Origin of the sequence: Sporotomaculum syntrophicum, assembly GCF_009932395.1 — a bacterium.
Classification (GTDB): domain Bacteria; phylum Bacillota; class Desulfotomaculia; order Desulfotomaculales; family Desulfallaceae; genus Sporotomaculum; species Sporotomaculum syntrophicum.
Map to the genome: position 1 here is coordinate 39,164 of NZ_LSRS01000002.1, position 19,442 is coordinate 58,605.

The following is a 19,442-nucleotide window of genomic DNA, read 5'->3' on the forward strand; positions in this document are numbered from 1 at the left end:
ATACATACTTAGCAATTAACTAACTACCAGCATTTGATTATCCCTGATAGCATGCGTGACCAAGGTTGGTTAGCAATCAAAGGGGGTGAGCCATTAGGGATATATTAATTCAAAATTAACTTGCCTAAAAGTTAGGCTAACGATCAACCTGGTATGTCAAAGCTTAGCTAAGATCTTAAACGCCTCATTACAGGTGAACAAGGTTACATACTTAGGGTAAGTTAAAATCGTTTCAGTTAAATGAATTACTAAATAGTGGAGGTTGAACAAATTGCAAAAAATTCAAACTGACTGTGGCTTGTGCATTAACTGCTGTGGCATTGATTGCTACGTAGAAGATGGGAGACTGGTAAAAGTTGAAGGCACCCCAAACCACTGGCTAAACAAAGGTCAAATCTGCTCCAAGGCTAAATTTCTGGTAGAGGCTACCTATTCCACTAACCGCCTGCAATACCCGATGAAGAAGGTTGGCGGAAGAATTGACAAGGGCAGATTTGAAAGGATCTCCTGGGAACAGGCCTACAAAGAAATCGGCGACAAACTATTGGAGCTACGCGAAAAATACGGTGCCCGCACCCTGGCAACCTGGACCGGTTCAGTAGGCGTTGAGCACTTTGAAATGGCTGCTTTTAACCAGCGTTTTGCCAAAGCTTACGGCAGCCCTAACTTCTTTAACCCTGAAGGCATCTGCTTCCGTACCCGGATCCTGGCCCGCCAGATCACCTTTGGACGCTATCCGGTAGAACAACCGCGGAATGCCAAATTGATTATTCTCTGGGGACATAATCCGGAGGCCAGTTACTTCCCAATCGGCATAGATATTCGTGAAAGACTTCAAAACGGTGAATTGGAATTGGTGGTTATTGACGTACGCAAAATTCCGCTAGCCAATGAAGGTCTTTACTTACAACCCCGCCCGGGCACTGACGCCGCTATTGCCCTAGCTATGATAAACACTATCATTGAAGAAGACCTGTATGATCACGAATTTGTTGAAAATTGGTGCACCGGCTTTGATAAGTTGACCGAACACGTTAAGGATATGACACCGGAGTGGGCCGCAGAAATCAGCGGCGTAGCGGCCACAGATATTAGAAAAGTCGCCCGGATGTTTGCCAATACCAAAAATGCCGCTATTTTGGAAGGTGTAGGCCACTTGAACCAGTATCAAAACGGCCTGCAAACTGAAAGATGCTTTAACATTTTGATCGCTATTACCGGCAAAGTCGACCGTCCTGGCGGATGGGTCACCTGCCCGCAAGTTCGCCTAGCCGACCTGCGCGTGCCCGTCGAAGAAAAAAGTTTGGGCTACGACGAATACCCGATTTTCCACCAGTTTAACAAACGTACTCCGCCATACGGCTCTGCATCCATGATGACCGAAGCCATGATTACTGAAAAACCGTACCCGATCAAGGCCTTCATTAGCTCGGGCAGCAACCCGGTTTTGACCTTCCCTGATACGGGACGTTTTATCGAGGCTATGAAAAATACCGAGTTATTTGTCAGCATTGACCCTTATATGACCGAAACCAGTCAGCTGGCTGATTATGCTCTGCCGGCCTGCACATTTATAGAAGAGACCGGTGTTGGTGGCTTCCCCTATGGTATTACGCACTGCACACCTTACATTATGCTACGTAAAAAAGTCATTGAGCCACTGTATGAAAGCAAGCCGATCTGGAGCATCTGGAGTGAGTTGGGACGTCAAATTGGTTTAGGCGAGTACTTCCCCTGGAAAACCGACGAAGAGGTAGCGGAACATCTATTCTCCACTACCGGGGTCACCTATCAGCAATTGGTCGAGCATCCTGAAGGTATGTATTTCGGTGAAATAGAATATGAAGTCTACAAAAAAATCGGCTTTGCTACCGATAGCGGTAAAGTAGAACTCTATTCCGCACAAATGGAAGCTTTGGGAGCGGATGGCCTGCCGAGCCATGTTGAGCCGGAACAAAGCTACGTGGCCAATCCGGAACTGGCTGCAAAATACCCGGAAATCTTGCTCACCGGCGCCAGGCACCAGGAATATATCGGAGCCCAAATGCACGATGTACCCGGCCTGCGGGCAATCATGCAAGAACCACATGCCATGATCCATCCGGTTACCGCCAAGAAATATAACATTATCGATGGCGAATTGATGGGCGTGGAATCACCGCGCGGCATGATTAAGATTAAAGCCCATGTAACAGAAGATATCAGACCTGGTGCGGTATCTATTCCTCACGGCTGGGCAGGTTCCAACGTTAATGTGCTGCTGGATGCTATGGTTAGGGACAAAGTGTCCGGTTATATTACTATGAGAGGTAATGCCGTCCGCCTGGTAAAATTAGACCAAGTAACTGAGCTAGGTTCTACAACAGTCTATAAAGAGGTTGTAAGATAAGTCAAATGCACTATTTTGACTCATTCTAGACTAAAACTTAATAATATTGTAAAATAAAGATACGTCGGTGTCATACTAGAGATTATGTACGATACCGGCGTTATTTAATAATCAAACCGTCCTGTTTATAAATAATTATACCTTACCCTATATAGCTAAGGAGGGAGAAGTGTGATTGAGTTAACCGAAGCTTATACTTTAATACCGGTAACCAGGTATAGAAGCGGTGTCTTTTCTACCTGCGAAGACAAGGTTATCAAGGAGGTACCCGTTAACTTAATATTAAATAATTTTGAATTTTCCACTATGACTTGTTCCCCGTACGATCTTAAGGAAATGGTGATAGGCTTTTTGTATTCCGAGGGATTAATACAACACTCGTCAGACATTAAAAGCATTACTATTGATCAGGCCGGCAAAACAGTCAAAGTCGAAACTACGACAGAAGGTGTAACCGAAGATAAATTTGTCAAACGTCTGGTCACAACAAGCTGCTCCCGGGGAGGCCCTTCCCTATATTTTTTTAATAGTGCTAAAAGAGTAACACCCGTCTCTACCGATCTTAAAATTAAAATAACGCCAGGCGAAATCTTTTCTTTATGCAATGAGGTAGAGAGAAATTCTCCCCTGTTCCGGACAACCGGTGGCTCGCACAGTGCCGCGCTCTGTACAAATGAAAAAATACTTTTTATTTATGAAGATGTCGGTAGACACAACGCCGTAGACAAGGTAGCAGGCCATGCTCTGTTAAACAATGTTACTTTGTCAGATAAAATTCTGATCTTTAGCGGGCGGATAGCCTCTGAAATATTAATTAAAGTAGCTAAAATGGGTATCCCGCTTATTGCTGCTCGTTCCGCCCCCACGGAGCTGGCTGTTAATCTGGCCAAGGAATTCGGCATTACTATTGTGGGATTTGTGCGCACCGACAAGTTTACTATTTATTCACATGAATACCGGGTAGTAAAAAATCAATAATTCCATAAAATTAAAAACTACTATAATCAGGCTATATCCTTACCAATTTTTTTGTTAAGTAGCTTTCTTGCATATAAAAAGAGGGCATTTCCATTTTTATAAAAATAGAATTGTAAAGTGCCCTCCCATGTTGCCAAGGTATTATTATCTAATCTTGTTTTAAACAGGTATGTTGCCGTGCTTTTTATTAAGCCGAACTACCTGTTTATTATTTAATATTTTTAAAGCGTTAATAATTTTTTGTCTCGTTTCCCTGGGATCAATAACGTCATCAACATAACCACGGGAACTAGCTACATAAGGATTAGCAAACTTTTCTTGATATTCTTCCACCAACAATTTCTTTGTTGCTTCCGGATTAGCTGCAGTTTCAATTTCTTGACGATGAGTAATATGAACTGCCCCCTCCGGTCCCATTACTGCTATTTCCGCAATCGGCCAAGCATATACAATATCAGAGCGCAGTGAACTGCTGCACATTGCGATATATGCTCCACCGTAGGCCTTACGCAAGATAATAGTTATTTTGGGTACGGTTGCCTCCGCATAAGCATATAGTATTTTTGCCCCATGCCTGATTATTCCGCCAAATTCCTGAGTTGTTCCAGGTAAAAAGCCCGGTACATCCATAAAAGTAACGAGTGGTATATTGAACGCATCACAAAATCTAACAAAGCGACTGATCTTAATGGAGGCGTTGATATCCAGGCAACCCGCCAAGTAATCAGGCTGATTGGCCACAATGCCGATAGACTGCCCATTAATACGTCCGAAACCAATAACCGCATTCTTTGCATAATGTGGATAAACTTCAAAAAATTCACTGCCATCAACTATTGCATTAATAATTTTTTTAACATCATAAGTTAGACAAGATTGATCCGGGATGATGTTTAAAAGCTCTTCTTTATTAACGGATGGCTCTTTAACGGGCTTAAGCGGCGGTTTTTCCTGGTTATTGGATGGCAAATAACTAAGCAACTGCTTTACCATATCCAAACAATGTTCCTCGTTTTCACCCATAAAATGGGCTACACCACTGATTTCGCTATGCGTCACAGCCCCACCCAGCTGTTCCATGCTGACTTCTTCACCGGTTACCACTTGAATTACCTGGGGTCCGGTAATAAACATTTGTCCCGTATTTTGGACCATAAAAATAAAATCCATTAAAGCGGGCGAATAAACTGCTCCTCCGGCACAAGGCCCCATAATCACGCATAATTGAGGAATTAAGCCGGAGGCCATGGTGTTACGGTATAGAATTTCCCCAAAACCGTTTAATGCATCTACGCCTTCCTGAATCCTCGCCCCTCCCGAATCATTTAAGCCTATAATAGGGGCGCCTGTGCGCATGGCCAAATCCAAGACTTTGCAAGTTTTTTGGGAGTGCACCCGTCCAAGTGAACCGCCGGAAACCGTAAAATCCTGGGCATAAACATATACTTCTCTGCCATTAATTAATCCATATCCGGTAACGACTCCCTCTCCGGGGTTATTATCCGGGTCACCGGCAAAGGCTCCTATTTCTTTAAATGTACCTGGGTCAAAAAGATAGTTGATTCTCTCCCGGGCTGTCTCTTTGCCAGCCCTATGTTGCTTGTCAATTTTATTTTCTCCACCGCCAGCATGTACTTTTGCCCTTAACTTATCAAGCTGAGCCATCTTTTTCCGCATAACCACTATTGTAAAAAATCCTCCTCAACACTTATACAGACCTTATATTTTATTATGCCCAAGTACCACCCCATTAAAAAGTTAATTCCAAATTTCAGCTATAATAGCATGACTGCTATTAACGAACAGCAATTAAACCATAGTAAATCCATATGTTAAAGGTTAATTTCGAACTGCGAGCACGTCGCTGCCAAGGGCGACACTCACACTGCCCAAAAAAAACGCCGTAAAACGGCGCTATCGTATTAATGGATGACTGGTTTTTCATAATCAATTTCACTAAGCTCGATTAAATTTTTTCCCCTCCGGTCCAGCTCAGATAAATGCTCATCCAAACGCTTGCGTTTTTTGGGCGCTGGTTGACCTGGCGCTATCTCCCCAGGCCGACCGTATTTTCTTTGCAGCTCCTCCAATTCATGCTGTGAAAGATAATAATTAGTGGAGTTAGAATGTTTTTGGTTTTTAGACTTCACATAATCCATATGTTGTCACCTCAGCTTTTTTGTAATTTGGAAGTTACAAAGCCCCGCATCTTAAACCATGAACCCACCTGATTAGTTTAAAGAATTTTAAAAAATGTACACATGTTAATTAACAACTTATATGGAATGTAAAGTAAGGTATTTCAGAACGTCGGCAAAACCGGATATGGGTATGGCAGGAATTCCCTCTGACCGGCAGAACTCAAACAGTCGTCCTTTAGCAAACACTTGGCTACTACGCCTGGCAGGACAAGTGTCGGAAATGCCATCACCGACATAAATCACTTGACTGCCCGTATCAGTTAAGCTTTCAATTAAGGAACGCTTACAGGTACCACATAAGCCACAGTTCCGATTAATGTAGTTACAACTGATACGAAACCCATTTTCATAGACCAGGTGATTAGCATAATAGGGTAAATTAAATTTAAATTTTTTTAGAATATAATCAATGCAAAAGTCATAGCCATCGCTTAGTACATAAACCGGATAGCCTTGTTCCCTGCAGAAATCAACAAAATCACTGAAGCCTTCATCTATTTGAATTGTATCCAACAGCTTGCTCAAGTCTGCCAATGTGGCATGGAAAAGCTGGAATGTCATGTTAGCGCATTCCTCGGTGGAAATTTCTCTTTTCTCCCATAGCTCATTAATTTGCAGCCAGCCCTCGCCGGCAAAAGTTTCTACCATGGCTGTACAAGTATCCCTCTGGGTAATGGTACCATCAAAATCAACAAACATTACTTTTTTTGTTACCTGCATTCTTATTACCTAATCTTTCTTATGCCAAGCAGTATATAACTCCCTTGAAGCATTGGCCGGATTAAAGCTGCCCAGGATAGCTGAGACAACGGATATGCCATCTACGCCAGACCTCCTGACTTGGCTTACATTTCTCACATTAATGCCGCCGATGCCTACTACGGGAATAGACACAGCTTCTTTAATGCTACGCAGTCCTTCTACTCCCAATGGTTCAATAGGAGTTGATTTGGTTTGGGTAGCGTAAACAGGGCCTGCCCCTAGATAATCAGCTCCGTTTCTTTCCCCATATACGGCTTCTTCGATATTTGCAACAGAATAGCCAACTATTTTCTGTGGTCCCAGCATTTCCCTGACCACCTGAAGAGGCAGGTCCTCCTGGCCAATATGAATACCGTCGGCATCAACGGCCAAAGCAATATCCAACCGATCATTAATCAGTAAAGGCACCTGATACTTACAGGTAAGGTCTTTTAAACCAAGAGCAATTTGATAGAAATCCCGGCTAGACGTATGTTTTTCTCTAAGCTGTACCAGTGTAACCCCACCCTGCAACGCGGCCTCTACTGCATGATATAGATCCCGACCTTCTAAAATAGCACGATCGGTAACCAAGTATAAACTATAATTACAATTCATTTTTTTCACCACATCTTTATATCGTCTTTGCTCAGCATAAATTTCTTGCTCCTCCGCTAAGCGTCGGGCTAATAACTGCGCCTTTTGGCCATCAATAACCAGACCCGGATTTAAATCTGCCAGAGGCACCATAACGAAAGCCCGCTGAGTCATGCGGGGATGCGGCACTTGCAGCTCAGGTTCCAGGATGGTTTGCTCACCATACAGTAATATATCCAGATCCACGGTGCGTGGGCCCCAGCGCATTACCCGCACCCGGCCCAGGTCATTCTCAATTTGCTGTAAGGCAGTAAGCAGTTGGCGGGGAGTTAAAGTGGTACTCACCTCGGCTACGGTATTAATAAAGTAGTTCTGTTCAGTATAACCTATTGGAGCAGAACGGTATAAGGGCGCTACAGTATCAACAGTCAGATTTGGTAATTCATTCAACCGCTTAAGTGCCTCGGCAATAGTAGCCCGGCTGTCGCCAATATTAGCACCCAGACCGATATAACAACGTACTGGTCCCATTGTATCCACCCCAAGCAGAGTATTCACTGATAGCTCACCACCCTGGTTTGGGAACGGACAATTTCTACGGCCATATAGCTAAATTGCCCGAGCACAGGGGCAGCAGGCTTTTTGACCCGGACCAGCACCTGCTGCACATCAAATTGGTGCAGCAATTTGAAAGCTATTTTCTCGGCCACTGCCTCAATTAATTTACAGGGTGAGCCGGTTACCACCTGTCGCACTACCTCATACGCTTCGGCATAGCTCACTGTTTTACTGGGGTCATCACTTTCCCCAGCTCTGCGCAAATCTAATTGTAGTTCCACATCCACCACAAACTGCTGTCCTAACTCCCTTTCCTGGGGTAGTACACCGTGATACCCGTAAAAGCTCATGCTACTCATTACTATTTTATCCAGGCAAATCGCCACCTTCTACTAGTTGGTCCTTTGTTGATTCCGCACCACTGCATCAGTCATCCGGGCAACCCTAACCATTTCCTTAACATCATGTACCCGGACTATATCCGTTCCGCTTGCTATACCCAGCGCAACAGTAGCAGCAGTACCCTCTACCCTCTGATCTAATGGTAAACCAAGTACTTTGCCGATCATAGACTTGCGGGATGTGCCCAGCAGCACGGGTAGCCCTAGACAATCCAGCTCTTGAAGGCGGCGCAACACCTCAAGATTCTGCTCGGACGTCTTGCCCAAACCGATACCGGGGTCAATGATTATATTTTCCCTGGGTATCCCGGACTGCTCAGCTTTCGATATGCTCTCTTGAAAAAATTGTACCATGTCACCCATTAAATCACGGTAGATAGTATTTTGCTGGTTGTGCATCAGTACCACAGGCACTTGGTATTCTGCCAACACAGAGGCCATACCTGGGTCTGCCCGCAACGCCCACTGGTCGTTAATTATATGGGCTCCTACCTCCAAAGCACGCCGAGCTACTAACGCTTTAGTGGTGTCAACACTGATGGGGACGTTAAGCTCACGCACCAGCACCTTCAGTACAGGTATCACCCGGTCCAGCTCCTCTTCTGTGCTTACCGGTGTATAACCGGGACGAGTGGATTCGCCGCCCAAATCAATTATATCGGCACCCTCATCCACCATACGACGAGCCTGAGCTATGGCAGCATCAATGTGATAATACCTGCCTCCGTCGGAAAAAGAATCAGGCGTAACATTAAGAATACCCATCACCAAAGTCCTCTCTCCCAGGGGCAATTTTTTATCTCTGCAGATTAGCTCCCTGGGCGGACGATCCCTCAAATTATTGATTAATTCCTCCAGCTGGTCGGCCAGAATGCCCAGCTGAAAGGGCTGCATACGCAATTTTTTTATAACCTCGCGGTACTGTTTTTCGGTACCCATCAGCAGTACATCGGTTTTTTCCACTGAGCAGTCCACAGAACCCCTGGAAGTAGCGGCATCGGCACCCTTACCAAGCATTTCCTGTTTGATTATGTTAGCTTGTCGGGGTGTTAAGTCAAATATCTTTACCATACGGTGCAACGCTTTTGGTGCCATGACAGCACAGCCGCCAGGATCTACCCCAATTTTTCTAAATTCCTCCATAATTCCGGTCCAGGTTGGTACTACCAAATTATGCATCTTAAAGGACACTATGATCCCCCCGATTTCTCAAAACTTATCCTTATGTAACGATACTCTTTTTATTAATCTAACTCTTTTTTTAGTCTAAAGCCCGGTCTAATATAAAAGTACACCGGCAGTTTCCATATGGCTGATTTTGTAGCAATCGTCCCGAGCAGCACAGTGAAAACATGGGCGGGCTAAATCATCAGCCCGACAGATATACCGGCCCAGTTGACTGGCTTCGGTGCCACCGGTACGGTGCTCAGCAATAGCCCTAATGATCAATCTTTGCTCAGCACCAGTAAATCCAGCACGACTCAATACTTCACCAGCCATACGGGCTCCTGCAAAGGCGTGGTTTTCGCAGGTTTCGTATTCCACCCATCGAGCGATGTCATGCAACAAACCGGCGGCAAATATTATCTCTTTAACTTGCCTAAGTACTCCCGAAATATTTATGGCTGTCGCATTTTCTTTGGGGTCTGCATCAATCAATATTTTCAATAAAGGCTCTTTTCCCGACATATCACTAGTTAAGGAATTGCTAACCATACATGCTTCCAGTACCAACAAATAAGTAATGCGAGCCACATCCAACATGTGCTGTAAATCATGCCGGCAAAAGCGCCTGTTTTGCTCGCATACAGCATTGCGCTCGACACATTCTCTATACAGGGAGTCATTGATAATGCGGTTCACCCGATGCAAAACATTCACTCCTGTAATTACTTATCATACATATTTATGGGATTGCTTTAGCTTTTATCAATAAATACCAAGGAAACAAAGAAATTTTAAGATTTACCTATCTTGTATCAATTTTAAAATTTCCTTTAAATTTCCCAACCTTTTCATCGTGCAGCCTTCATAGGGATGCCCTCCTTGCTTACCCTGGAAACATCGCTGCTCTGACAATGCGGGCAGGTTATATCACAACCACGTGGCCCCATACCGCAGGGTAATTCCCACTCGTGACCACAGTTTAAGCATTTAAAGTAACGCACTACAATTTCAAAATGACCACCCGCTACACGGATGGCTTTACCCTCCAACAATGCTGTAGCTACTTTTCCACGGGCAGAGGATAATATCCGGTGGTAAGTGGGTCGAGAAACGCCCATTTTTTCAGCACAGACCTCTTGTTCAAGACCAAGTAAATCTTTTAGTCTAATAGCTTCCAATTCCTCCACCGTCAGTCGAACAACCTCAAGTTCACTAACTGGTACCCCGGCAGGCTTAAAAAAAGTCGTCTCGGGCATAAATTCAACCCGGCGACATTTGGGTGGTCTGGACATAATAACGCACTCCATTCATATATGTCTATGTTTAAGTTTTCCCCCGAAGCAAATAATCCATGTTCATGTGTAAGTTCTGTTAAAAATAGTCTTTCTCCTGCCGGGTATTAATAGATATAACGCATTAATCCTTTTTTTTGCAATATGTTAAACAACTGCATTTTATTGCGTTAATCAACCTGGTCAGAGTGGATTCTCCCCCCAAAAAAAAGATCCCTTTGCGGGATCTTGTGTTTATTAAAATAAGCCAATTACTTGACCATTTTCAGTGTTAACATCGATTCTCCGGTAAGCCGGGTCAGAACCCGTTCCGGGCATCAAGCTGATTGAACCTGCCACGGGGCAGAGAAACTTAGCACCGGCATAAACAAGAACGTCGCGTATTGGCAATATCCATCTTTTGGGCACACCCTTAAGGGTGGGGTCGTGGGTCAAGCTGAGGTGAGTTTTAACCATCATAGTCGCAAAATCTTGATAAGCCGGGTTTTTTTCGAAAGCCCGAGCCTTTGCTTCAGCCTCCGCCGTCCAACTTACACCATCGGCACCATAAACCTCCCTGGCAATAATATCCACTCTCTGGCGCAGGGGCATTTCCAACGGGTAAAGGAATTTGAAGTCAACTTGGTCGTTGCAGGCGTCGATAACGGCGTCAGCCAGTTCCAGTGCGCCATCACCACCCTTTAGCCAGTGCTCAGACCAGGCGCAGCGGGCCCCTGCTGCCTCGGCAGCGCGGCGTACCGTCATAATTTCATCTTTTGTATCGGTACTAAATGAGTTTATACAAACTACTGGTTTGATACCGGATTTACGCACAGTATTGATATGGTGGACCAGGTTCTCACAGCCTTTTTCCACCAGGCCGACGTTTTCCTTAATATATGCTTCAGGCAGCGGACGCCCGGCGACAACCTCGGGACCGCCACCATGCATCTTGAGCGCCCGGATGGTAGTAGTAAGCACGGAAACGTTGGGAATGTGCCCACTGAAGCGGCACTTGACATTCCAGAATTTCTCAAAACCAATGTCAGCAGCGAATCCACTTTCAGTAACATGATAATCAAACATCTTCAGACCAATGCGGTCCGCAATAATGGAGGACTGACCGATTGCTATATTAGCAAACGGGCCGGCATGCACCAGTACGGGCTGATATTCAGCCGTGCTCATCAATGTGGGGTTAATGGCATTACGCATAAAAGCGGTCATCGCACCGGCTACTTCCAGATCGGAGGTAGTTACCGGATTACCCTTCTTATCATAAGCTACGATAATCTTGCCAATACGCTCCCGCATATCCTTCAAATCCCTGGCTACGGCAAGAATGGCCATAATCTCGGAGCTCACGGCAATATTGAACTTCGATTGCATCATATAGCCGTCCATCCTGCCACCTATACCGATAATGATGTTCCGCAAAGCCTGAGCGCAGAAGTCAATGACCCAGCTAATTTCCACCCGGGTGGGGTCGATATCCAGGCGGCGTAAGTTGCGCTTAGCCAGCTCCTCGTCATCGTAGTTTCTTTCATGCTGCATCCTGGCTGTAAGGGCTACCATAGCCAGGTTGTGAGCATTCATAATATCATTCAGATCACCGGTTAGACCAAGGGAGAACTCAGTCATAGGAATAGCCAGCGCATTGCCCCCGCCGGCGGCAGTACCTTTAATGTTCATGGTGGGCCCGGCAGAGGGCTGGCGAATAGCCGCACCAACATTCATGCCCCGCTTACCAAGACCTTCCGTTATACCCATGGTAGTAGTTGTTTTACCTTCGCCCAGCGGGGTAGGGGTAACAGCGGTAACTTCGATGAACTTGCCGTCCGGCTTGTCTTTCAGACGGTCGATAATCTTCATGAAGTCCAGCTTGCATATTCTGCCATAAGGTATAATTTCGTCTTTTTGTAAGCCTAGCTTCTCCTGCCATTCATAAGGCATGGGCATATTTTTTTCCGCCAGTTCAGCAATTTCATAGTCTTTTAGTTTAGTTGCGTTATACGGCAAAAAGGGGCGCTCCTCTCAAGTATTTTTTATGTTCTATATAGTCATTATTCTTAAATCATTCTTTTATTAGTAGAACCAAAATCTTTTTTAGATTGTTATAAAATAAAAATAAATATTCTATTTTTGCTTAGTTACCCGCTGCAGAAATTGATCGGACTGGACAATAAACCGCTCATGAATTCCCTGCCCAACCAAACGTATATCATCATAGGCCTGTACATCGAAAACCAGCCTTCGACCGTCTATCTCCATTAACTTAGAATGCGCTCTTACATTACCACCGATAGGAGTAGCCGCAACATGTTCCACATTTACCTTGATTCCTACAGTGGAATAACCTTCAGGCAGCAAAGGATCTACAGAACTTAAGGCTGCTTTTTCCATTAAACCAATCATGGCGGGAGTTGCATACACCTTTATCCCGCCACTACCGTAAGCTATAGCAGTATTTTGCTCATTAACCTCAACTTGAGCTATACCAACCAAGCCCGGTTTGATATTATCAGTTAAGAACATTAGCGTCACCTCAACTAAATCAAACTATTAACCATAACTAATTTTCACTTACCAAGTATAAAAAGAATTCATTCTACACAACCCACATATTTCCTGCAGCAAACGACCTTTACTTTAATTTATACAATAATTTTTTTAATATTACACAGAAAAAGAGCAGCTTTTCGCTGCTCTTTTATTCGTAAATCCAGCTATCCAATGCTCTTCGGTATTCAACAATTTCCCCCGGGGCAAAAAACAGATTTAATTCCCTAGCAGCACTTTCCGGAGAATCGGAGCTGTGTACTATATTGCGACCTATATCCATGCCAAAATCGCCACGAATAGTACCTAGTGCAGCTGCCAGCGGGTTAGTGGCTCCCATCATCTCACGAACCGTGCCAACTGCATCTTTACCCTCCAATGCCATCGCCACCACCGGGCAAGAAGTGATATACTCGACCAGGGGTTCGAAAAACGACTTGCCCCGGTGCTCCTCATAATGGCGCTCAGCCAGTTCCCGGTTAATTTGTAGCATTTTAAGGCCTACAATTTTAAGCCCTTTTTTTTCTAAACGCGATGTAATTTCCCCAACTAAATTTCTTTGCACACCGTCGGGCTTTATCATAACATATGTCCGCTCCAATAGCCAAGCCTCCTATGCTTTATTGGCTTCAATGCCTGATTCTTTCATAATATTGCCAAATTCCTCTGCTTCAAGCGTTTCCTTATCCATTAATTTATGTGCTATTTTATGAAGTATATCAATATGCTTATTGAGTAAATCCTTGGCTAACTTATAGTTCTTTTCAATTGTACTCCGGACTTCCCGGTCAATAGCCGCTGCCACCTCTTCACCATAGTTACGGTCTCTTGCTATATCCCGGCCGAGAAATACGGCTTCCTGCTTATGCCCGAAGGTCATTGGACCCAAGACATCACTCATGCCGTATTCCATCACCATTTTGCGCACTAAATCGGTTGAACGCTCCAAGTCGTTTTGAGCCCCTGTACTGATTTCTTTTAATACTAAATCTTCGGCTACGCGACCGCCTAATAGCATGGTTACCTGGTCTAAAAGCTGGGATCTAGTCATATAGTAGCGGTCTTCCTTAGGCAACAACAAGGTGTAGCCGCCGGCTCGCCCTCGGGGTATAATAGAAACCTTGTGTACCGGATCAGTATGAGGCAGTAGATAACCTACCACAGCGTGACCTGCTTCGTGATAAGATACTAATTTTTTCTCATAATCACTGATCACTCGTGATTTTTTCTCAGGTCCAGCAATTACCCGTTCAATGGAATCTTCCAGCTCGCTTTGTCCGATATCATTTCGGTTACGGCGAGCCGCTAACAATGCCGCTTCATTTAACAAATTGGCCAGGTCCGCACCGGTAAAACCAGGTGTGCGCCGTGCTAAAATATCAATGTCAACGTTTGGAGCTAATGGTTTGCCCCGGGCATGCACCAATAATATTTCTTTCCTACCATTGATATCAGGGATACCCACTACAACCTCACGGTCGAAACGCCCCGGCCTCAGCAAGGCAGGATCTAATATATCAGGCCTGTTAGTAGCAGCTATGATAATAATCGCCTCATTGGCATCAAAGCCGTCCATTTCCACCAGCAATTGGTTAAGAGTCTGTTCCCTCTCATCATGACCGCCACCAAGCCCGGCACCACGCTGGCGGCCTACAGCATCTATTTCATCAATAAATACAATACAGGGAGAATTCTTTTTGGCCTGCTCAAATAAGTCCCTAACCCGAGATGCACCTACCCCCACAAACATTTCTACAAAGTCAGAACCACTTATACTAAAGAACGGCGTTCCAGCTTCACCAGCAACGGCGCGGGCTAAAAGCGTCTTACCTGTACCTGGAGGGCCAAATAATAATACTCCCTTAGGAATACGTGCACCAAGTTCATTGAATTTTTTGGGGTTTTTTAAAAATTCCACAACTTCTTCTAACTCTTCTTTAACCTCATCTGCTCCAGCTACATCCGCAAAGGTAACCTTTTTTTTGTCATCGGTATGCAATTTAGCACGGCTTTTACCGAAAGACATGACCCGATTACCCCCACCCTGTGTCTGCTGCATCAGGAAGAAAAACAATAGCACAAATATTAAGATAGGCAACAGAGTGGTTAACAAGCCTGTCCACCAGCTTGGCTTTGGAGGATCCTCTACATCATAACGGACCCCACTGTTCAGCAAGATGCTTTCTACTTTTTCAATCCCCGGAGTAGTTCCCCGCACTTGAAATTGTGTACCATTCGCCTGTTCACCGGTAATTAGGGTAGTATAGTCATCAGGCTGTATAGTCACCTGCTTGATGTTACCTGCACCCAAAGCTGCATAAAATTCATCAAAACGCATTTCCTTTATAGCAGGTGCATCCTGGGTATTAAATTTGATTAATGCAATGGTTACCAAAACTATAAGTAAATATATACTAAGATTTTTGATCACTTTATTCAAATAAGCCACTCCTCTCAGTGACGGAGAAATCCAGCATAAAGTTTATTTTAACAAATAATGAATTTTTAATCAATATAATTTATTTTAATATACTACTTGCTCATTATCTTGTCACAAAATTATTCTTCATAGTCGGCTAGATATAATCGCAGGCAATTTAATGTATTATCAGTAACCTTCCATTTTTCTCCCAGACGTATGCCCACTACCCATACGATATCATTTCCGGATACCACCAAGGGGATGCTATCCCTTATGTAGCGAGGAATCTTTTGATCAATAAAAAATTTTTTTAACTTCACCGTCCCATTCAAACCCAGTGGGGCGAAACGGTCACCGGATAAACGGCGACGCACTATTAAGGGTGCTGATAAAAGGTCACAATCCAAAACACCTTGCCTCGAGTCAAAACCGTACGATTCGATGAACCGACCTACCGGTAAAATTTCAGCACCTATAGACAAACCAACCTCGGGGATATAAGTAATACCCGGCACCTTTAAGAGATATTGATAAAAAGGGACATCTCTCTTTTGCCGTTCTAAGGTAAATTCTAAAACATCATAATTTTTTTTAAAAATTATTCCCCTTGGCAGGTTAATTTGCCTATAACCACCTCCACCATTTATTATTGCCAAAACTTGCTCGATATGTTGGTAATTTAAGTCTGCAGGCTCACCGCAAATTTCGGTCCAAGAGCGACGTATAACCCTGCGCAACAGCGCCTGTGGAACTGCTGACAGCCTACCGGCGTCAAGAAATACGGCATTACCACCGGACAGCATTCTAGCGCGTAAAAAAACATCTCTAGCCTGTTCTTCAAGGTATTCGTCTTCATCCCGGCATATTTCAGCTAACCGGTTTAATGACTGAACCAAATTAGGGTTATATCTTTTTTCCAAAAGCGGCATCAAATCCAACCTGACAAGATTACGCAAGTATTTGGTCTTTATATTACTGGAATCCAGCCTGGTAGCCAGGTCATGTTGCCGACAATAATCTTCGATGTCACGGCGTCTGATAGCCAACAATGGGCGAATATAGAAATCATCCCGCACAGGTAGCATGCCTTTAAGACCGCTCGTACCGGAGCCCCTTAACATATGCAACAGTATGGTTTCAGCTTGGTCGTCCGCATGATGACCCAGTGCTACTCGGGAAGCCCCGGTCTTCACCGCTACTTCGCCAAAAAAACTGTAACGAACTTCACGTGCCGCCACCTGGGGTGAAATACCGCGCTCCTGACTGTAAGCCGTGACATCCCTGGATTCCACAAAAGCGTACAAGTGGAGCCGCTCGGCCAATTCTAAAACAAACCGTGCATCAGCGTCTGCCTCGGCACCACGAAACTGATGATTTAAGTGAGCCACCACCAGTTTTATATCCAAAGGTTCCCGCAGCCTGTATAGGATATGCAATAATGCTACCGAATCAGGTCCCCCGGATACACCCACCACCACTGTTGCGCCTTTATTAACCATATTGAATTTTAATATTTGTTCTGCAACCAATTGAATTAAAGGCATAGTTTCACCCACATTATTCCTGTTTAAAAACTTCCACGCTTTAAATAAATATCCTTCTTTGGTTGTATTTTTATGGACACAATCGGCAATACAACATAAATTTAAAAGCGTGCTTTAAACTCTGTTAGCACGCTTTAATAGATATCATAGGATGTATAATTAATAATAGCTTAGTTTTTATCACCAATAGTTTCAACTCGCGCCACTAGTACGGTCATATCATCTGCACTCCGGTGCCCTTCGCTGCTACCGTTTAAAGCCAAGCGTAAAATCAATTCCGCCACTTCCTGGGGCGGCAAATCAACGATTTCTTTGAGCACCGAAGAAATCCAATCTTCATTTTCTGCTTTAGCAGGATAAGCATCGCTGACTCCGTCTGTCACCACAACTAACATATCGCCGTTATCCATTTCTCCCTGCTGACAAAAAATATTTATATCATCCACGATGCCTACTGGCAAGGAACTTGCTTGAATAACCTGCACTTGATTTTTGCGCACCAAATAACTGGGCGGGGCTCCAATTTTCACTAATTCATATTTCCCGCTATACAGATCCAGTACAGACATATCTAACGTAGCAAAGTTATCCTTTTCAGAACAATGTTCCATCATTACCGAATTAACCATATGAATCGCCAGATCTCGGCTGTAGCCCGCTTTAAGTAATTGCTGTAGTAACGATAACGTAGTTTTACTTTCCGATGCCGCCACTGCCCCGACGCCCATGCCATCGCTGAGTAAAATAGCCAACTGACCATCATTTAAATGCATTATTGCACAGTTATCGCCTGATATATCATTTTCTTTGCCGGCACAGCTAGCCGAGCCGAGTCCTAATTGATAAACCAGATCAGGGTACAATCTAAAAGTGCAAAAATCGTCGTTTTCCAAGTTAACACAATCCTTACAGGAGAGGTCTAAATTTTCATCTGTCAGCCGATTTAGAAAGGGAGCTACATCATAAACACACCTTCTTTTACCAGAGCACGCTTGCATGCTCACCTCTGCTTCACAGCCTCGCGCACCGGAATATAACGACAAAGCTGCTATAGGGATACCGGATTGTTTAAGACATTGCTTGTAGTATTCCGCGCTCTGCCCCCAAACATCTTTTGAATCCAATTCCCGGGCCAAGTTTTCAATTACCCCACGCATACCGCGTAGATGCATGGATACCAATTCCCGGCTTTCGCGCAATCTCCGTGCTAGAAATTGCTGCATGAGCCTTAATTGAAAAAAGCAGTTTATGCCCATAACCAGTTCACGGGGTCTTGCACAGCGATTACGCAATTGGTTATCAAGATCTTCCATGGTCACCGACCCGCTATTTAAGGCAATGGCAAAGCAGTTTTCTATGTGTAACAAAGTACACTGAGACTCTCTTTCCCAGCAAACCTTATTTAATACACAGTCATGACAAACCATATTTTTTACTTGCCTAATTAAATCGTGCCATGATGTATCCTTATCCAAGGGATCAAGTGAACCGCTAACCTGGTCATATGTGTGAGATATTTCTTCAAATACTGCATCCCAGCGTTTAAACCGTTCGACAATACTATTCCGTTCGCCCTCCGCCAACTCGTTAGCAACTACCCATGGAATGCCCACCGGCATATTTTTTTGCACAGCTGTAAAAACCATTTTGGGCAGCAGTAAAAATACCAACCCTGCCAACACAGTTTCCAGCATCAAGCCAGCTATATCACGGCCACTTCCCAGATAAACGGTAAGCAATGTCCCCCCTAATAAAAATCCTGTCACTACACCGATACGCTTCAAGCCTCGGCACAAACCTCCCAAAAAGCCAGCAAAAGCAAATGCTCCTAGCGCTGCTGGGGAAACTGTAAATACAAGACCCGGTACAACTCCAATAACCGCCCCGGCAGCTGCTCCCAAACCAGCACCACCAACATATCCCACCATCAGCACCGTTAAAGAAGCTAATATTCCACCAGGGCTAATCATCCCCCAACGCACCTGACCTGCAGCAGCCACTAAGCTAAGTAAAAAAATAATAAAACAAAAAACTTGTTCACTATTCAATTGCTGACCACTGCAATAACGGCGAATTCCCCCAAAGGCTGCCCTATAAGCCACCGCTAACAAAGCCGCAAAAATCGATTCAAAAAGCACTCTTACATAATCATAAGTAGTAGGTCCCGTGACCGCCACATAACCAGTACCGGCAACTACCAACACTGCAAAAACCAACCCACCTAACCAAAGGCGATAAAAGTTCAAAGTAGACGGCAGCGTTAAGGAAGCTGTGCCCACCACTATCAGCATCACAATACGTGCAGCCAGTTCCCAACCGGTTACCACAGTGGATAACCCCAGCACTGTTCCAATAAGCGCTGCCAATGCATAGGCACGATAGACAAAAAAACCGGCCGCTACCAGTGCAACACCAAAAGGCAAGAGCTCACCCAACAAGAAAGCCCGTCCCAATATAAAACCTGCCGCTAACAAAGCAACCAGCCCGATACCATACCTTACACGCAATCCCGTAAGAGTATGCATCCGGTGGCTTTTAATGCGTCCGGTGTTATAATTAGTATATTTAGATGGCTCATTGTTTAATTGATTATGTTGATGCAAAAAATCCACCC

General features: G+C 44.5%; 16 protein-coding genes and 1 pseudogene. 2 read left to right on the forward strand and 15 right to left on the reverse strand.

All coding sequences use genetic code 11. The features are described from left to right. Positions 1 to 271: 271 nt before the first annotated feature. Positions 272 to 2,389 (forward strand): molybdopterin-containing oxidoreductase family protein, encoded by a 2,118-nt coding sequence (locus tag SPSYN_RS02605; protein WP_161820970.1) that lies wholly within the window; start codon positions 272 to 274, stop codon positions 2,387 to 2,389. A gap of 171 nt (positions 2,390 to 2,560) precedes the next feature. Beyond that, positions 2,561 to 3,367, forward strand: a complete 807-nt coding sequence (gene fdhD / locus SPSYN_RS02610) for a formate dehydrogenase accessory sulfurtransferase FdhD (RefSeq protein WP_161820971.1) — start codon at positions 2,561 to 2,563, stop codon at positions 3,365 to 3,367. 159 nt (positions 3,368 to 3,526) lie between these two features. Here fdhD and SPSYN_RS02615 read toward each other — a convergent pair whose 3' ends face one another. The 15 genes and pseudogenes from SPSYN_RS02615 to spoIIE form a co-directional block, all read right to left on the reverse strand. Further along, positions 3,527 to 5,044 carry an acyl-CoA carboxylase subunit beta gene (locus tag SPSYN_RS02615; protein ID WP_161821391.1) on the reverse strand — a complete coding sequence of 506 codons (1,518 nt, stop codon included), beginning with the start codon at positions 5,042 to 5,044 and terminating at the stop codon, positions 3,527 to 3,529. Positions 5,045 to 5,289: 245 nt separating this feature from the next. Then, the gene (locus tag SPSYN_RS15680; protein ID WP_202623735.1) at positions 5,290 to 5,526 is read right to left on the reverse strand and encodes a hypothetical protein; all 237 of its coding nucleotides are present in this window, start codon (positions 5,524 to 5,526) and stop codon (positions 5,290 to 5,292) included. A gap of 117 nt (positions 5,527 to 5,643) precedes the next feature. Further along, entirely contained in the window at positions 5,644 to 6,288 is a 645-nt protein-coding gene (locus SPSYN_RS02620) for an MtnX-like HAD-IB family phosphatase (protein WP_161820972.1), read from the reverse strand. A 9-nt stretch (positions 6,289 to 6,297) separates the two neighbouring features. Then, positions 6,298 to 6,927 (reverse strand): thiamine phosphate synthase, encoded by a 630-nt coding sequence (gene thiE, locus SPSYN_RS02625; RefSeq protein ID WP_161821392.1) that lies wholly within the window; start codon positions 6,925 to 6,927, stop codon positions 6,298 to 6,300. Positions 6,928 to 7,044: 117 nt separating this feature from the next. Beyond that, positions 7,045 to 7,437: pseudogene (gene folK, locus SPSYN_RS02630) on the reverse strand (2-amino-4-hydroxy-6-hydroxymethyldihydropteridine diphosphokinase); the annotation flags it as partial. A gap of 23 nt (positions 7,438 to 7,460) precedes the next feature. Then, positions 7,461 to 7,823, reverse strand: coding sequence for a dihydroneopterin aldolase (folB, locus tag SPSYN_RS02635; RefSeq protein ID WP_161820973.1), 363 nt, complete (start codon positions 7,821 to 7,823; stop codon positions 7,461 to 7,463). 33 nt (positions 7,824 to 7,856) lie between these two features. Beyond that, positions 7,857 to 9,056, reverse strand: coding sequence for a dihydropteroate synthase (folP, locus tag SPSYN_RS02640; protein ID WP_423828272.1), 1,200 nt, complete (start codon positions 9,054 to 9,056; stop codon positions 7,857 to 7,859). Positions 9,057 to 9,143: 87 nt separating this feature from the next. Continuing rightward, positions 9,144 to 9,728: an HD domain-containing protein gene (locus tag SPSYN_RS02645; RefSeq protein WP_243152914.1), complete on the reverse strand. Its 585-nt coding sequence runs from the start codon at positions 9,726 to 9,728 to the stop codon at positions 9,144 to 9,146. Between the two features lie 152 nt (positions 9,729 to 9,880). Further along, complete coding sequence (locus SPSYN_RS02650; protein ID WP_161820975.1) at positions 9,881 to 10,324, reverse strand: DUF134 domain-containing protein; 444 nt, start codon at positions 10,322 to 10,324, stop codon at positions 9,881 to 9,883. A gap of 237 nt (positions 10,325 to 10,561) precedes the next feature. Continuing rightward, positions 10,562 to 12,322 carry a formate--tetrahydrofolate ligase gene (locus SPSYN_RS02655; protein WP_161820976.1) on the reverse strand — a complete coding sequence of 587 codons (1,761 nt, stop codon included), beginning with the start codon at positions 12,320 to 12,322 and terminating at the stop codon, positions 10,562 to 10,564. Positions 12,323 to 12,439: 117 nt separating this feature from the next. After that, positions 12,440 to 12,838: a thioesterase family protein gene (locus tag SPSYN_RS02660; RefSeq protein WP_161820977.1), complete on the reverse strand. Its 399-nt coding sequence runs from the start codon at positions 12,836 to 12,838 to the stop codon at positions 12,440 to 12,442. A gap of 175 nt (positions 12,839 to 13,013) precedes the next feature. After that, positions 13,014 to 13,463 carry a nucleoside-diphosphate kinase gene (ndk, locus tag SPSYN_RS02665; protein ID WP_161820978.1) on the reverse strand — a complete coding sequence of 150 codons (450 nt, stop codon included), beginning with the start codon at positions 13,461 to 13,463 and terminating at the stop codon, positions 13,014 to 13,016. A gap of 12 nt (positions 13,464 to 13,475) precedes the next feature. After that, the gene (gene ftsH / locus SPSYN_RS02670; RefSeq protein WP_161820979.1) at positions 13,476 to 15,302 is read right to left on the reverse strand and encodes an ATP-dependent zinc metalloprotease FtsH; all 1,827 of its coding nucleotides are present in this window, start codon (positions 15,300 to 15,302) and stop codon (positions 13,476 to 13,478) included. Between the two features lie 119 nt (positions 15,303 to 15,421). Further along, complete coding sequence (gene tilS / locus SPSYN_RS02675; protein WP_161820980.1) at positions 15,422 to 16,828, reverse strand: tRNA lysidine(34) synthetase TilS; 1,407 nt, start codon at positions 16,826 to 16,828, stop codon at positions 15,422 to 15,424. 170 nt (positions 16,829 to 16,998) lie between these two features. Continuing rightward, on the reverse strand, positions 16,999 to 19,431 hold the full coding sequence (spoIIE, locus tag SPSYN_RS02680) for a stage II sporulation protein E (protein ID WP_161820981.1): 2,433 nt from the start codon (positions 19,429 to 19,431) through the stop codon (positions 16,999 to 17,001). Positions 19,432 to 19,442 lie beyond the last annotated feature (11 nt).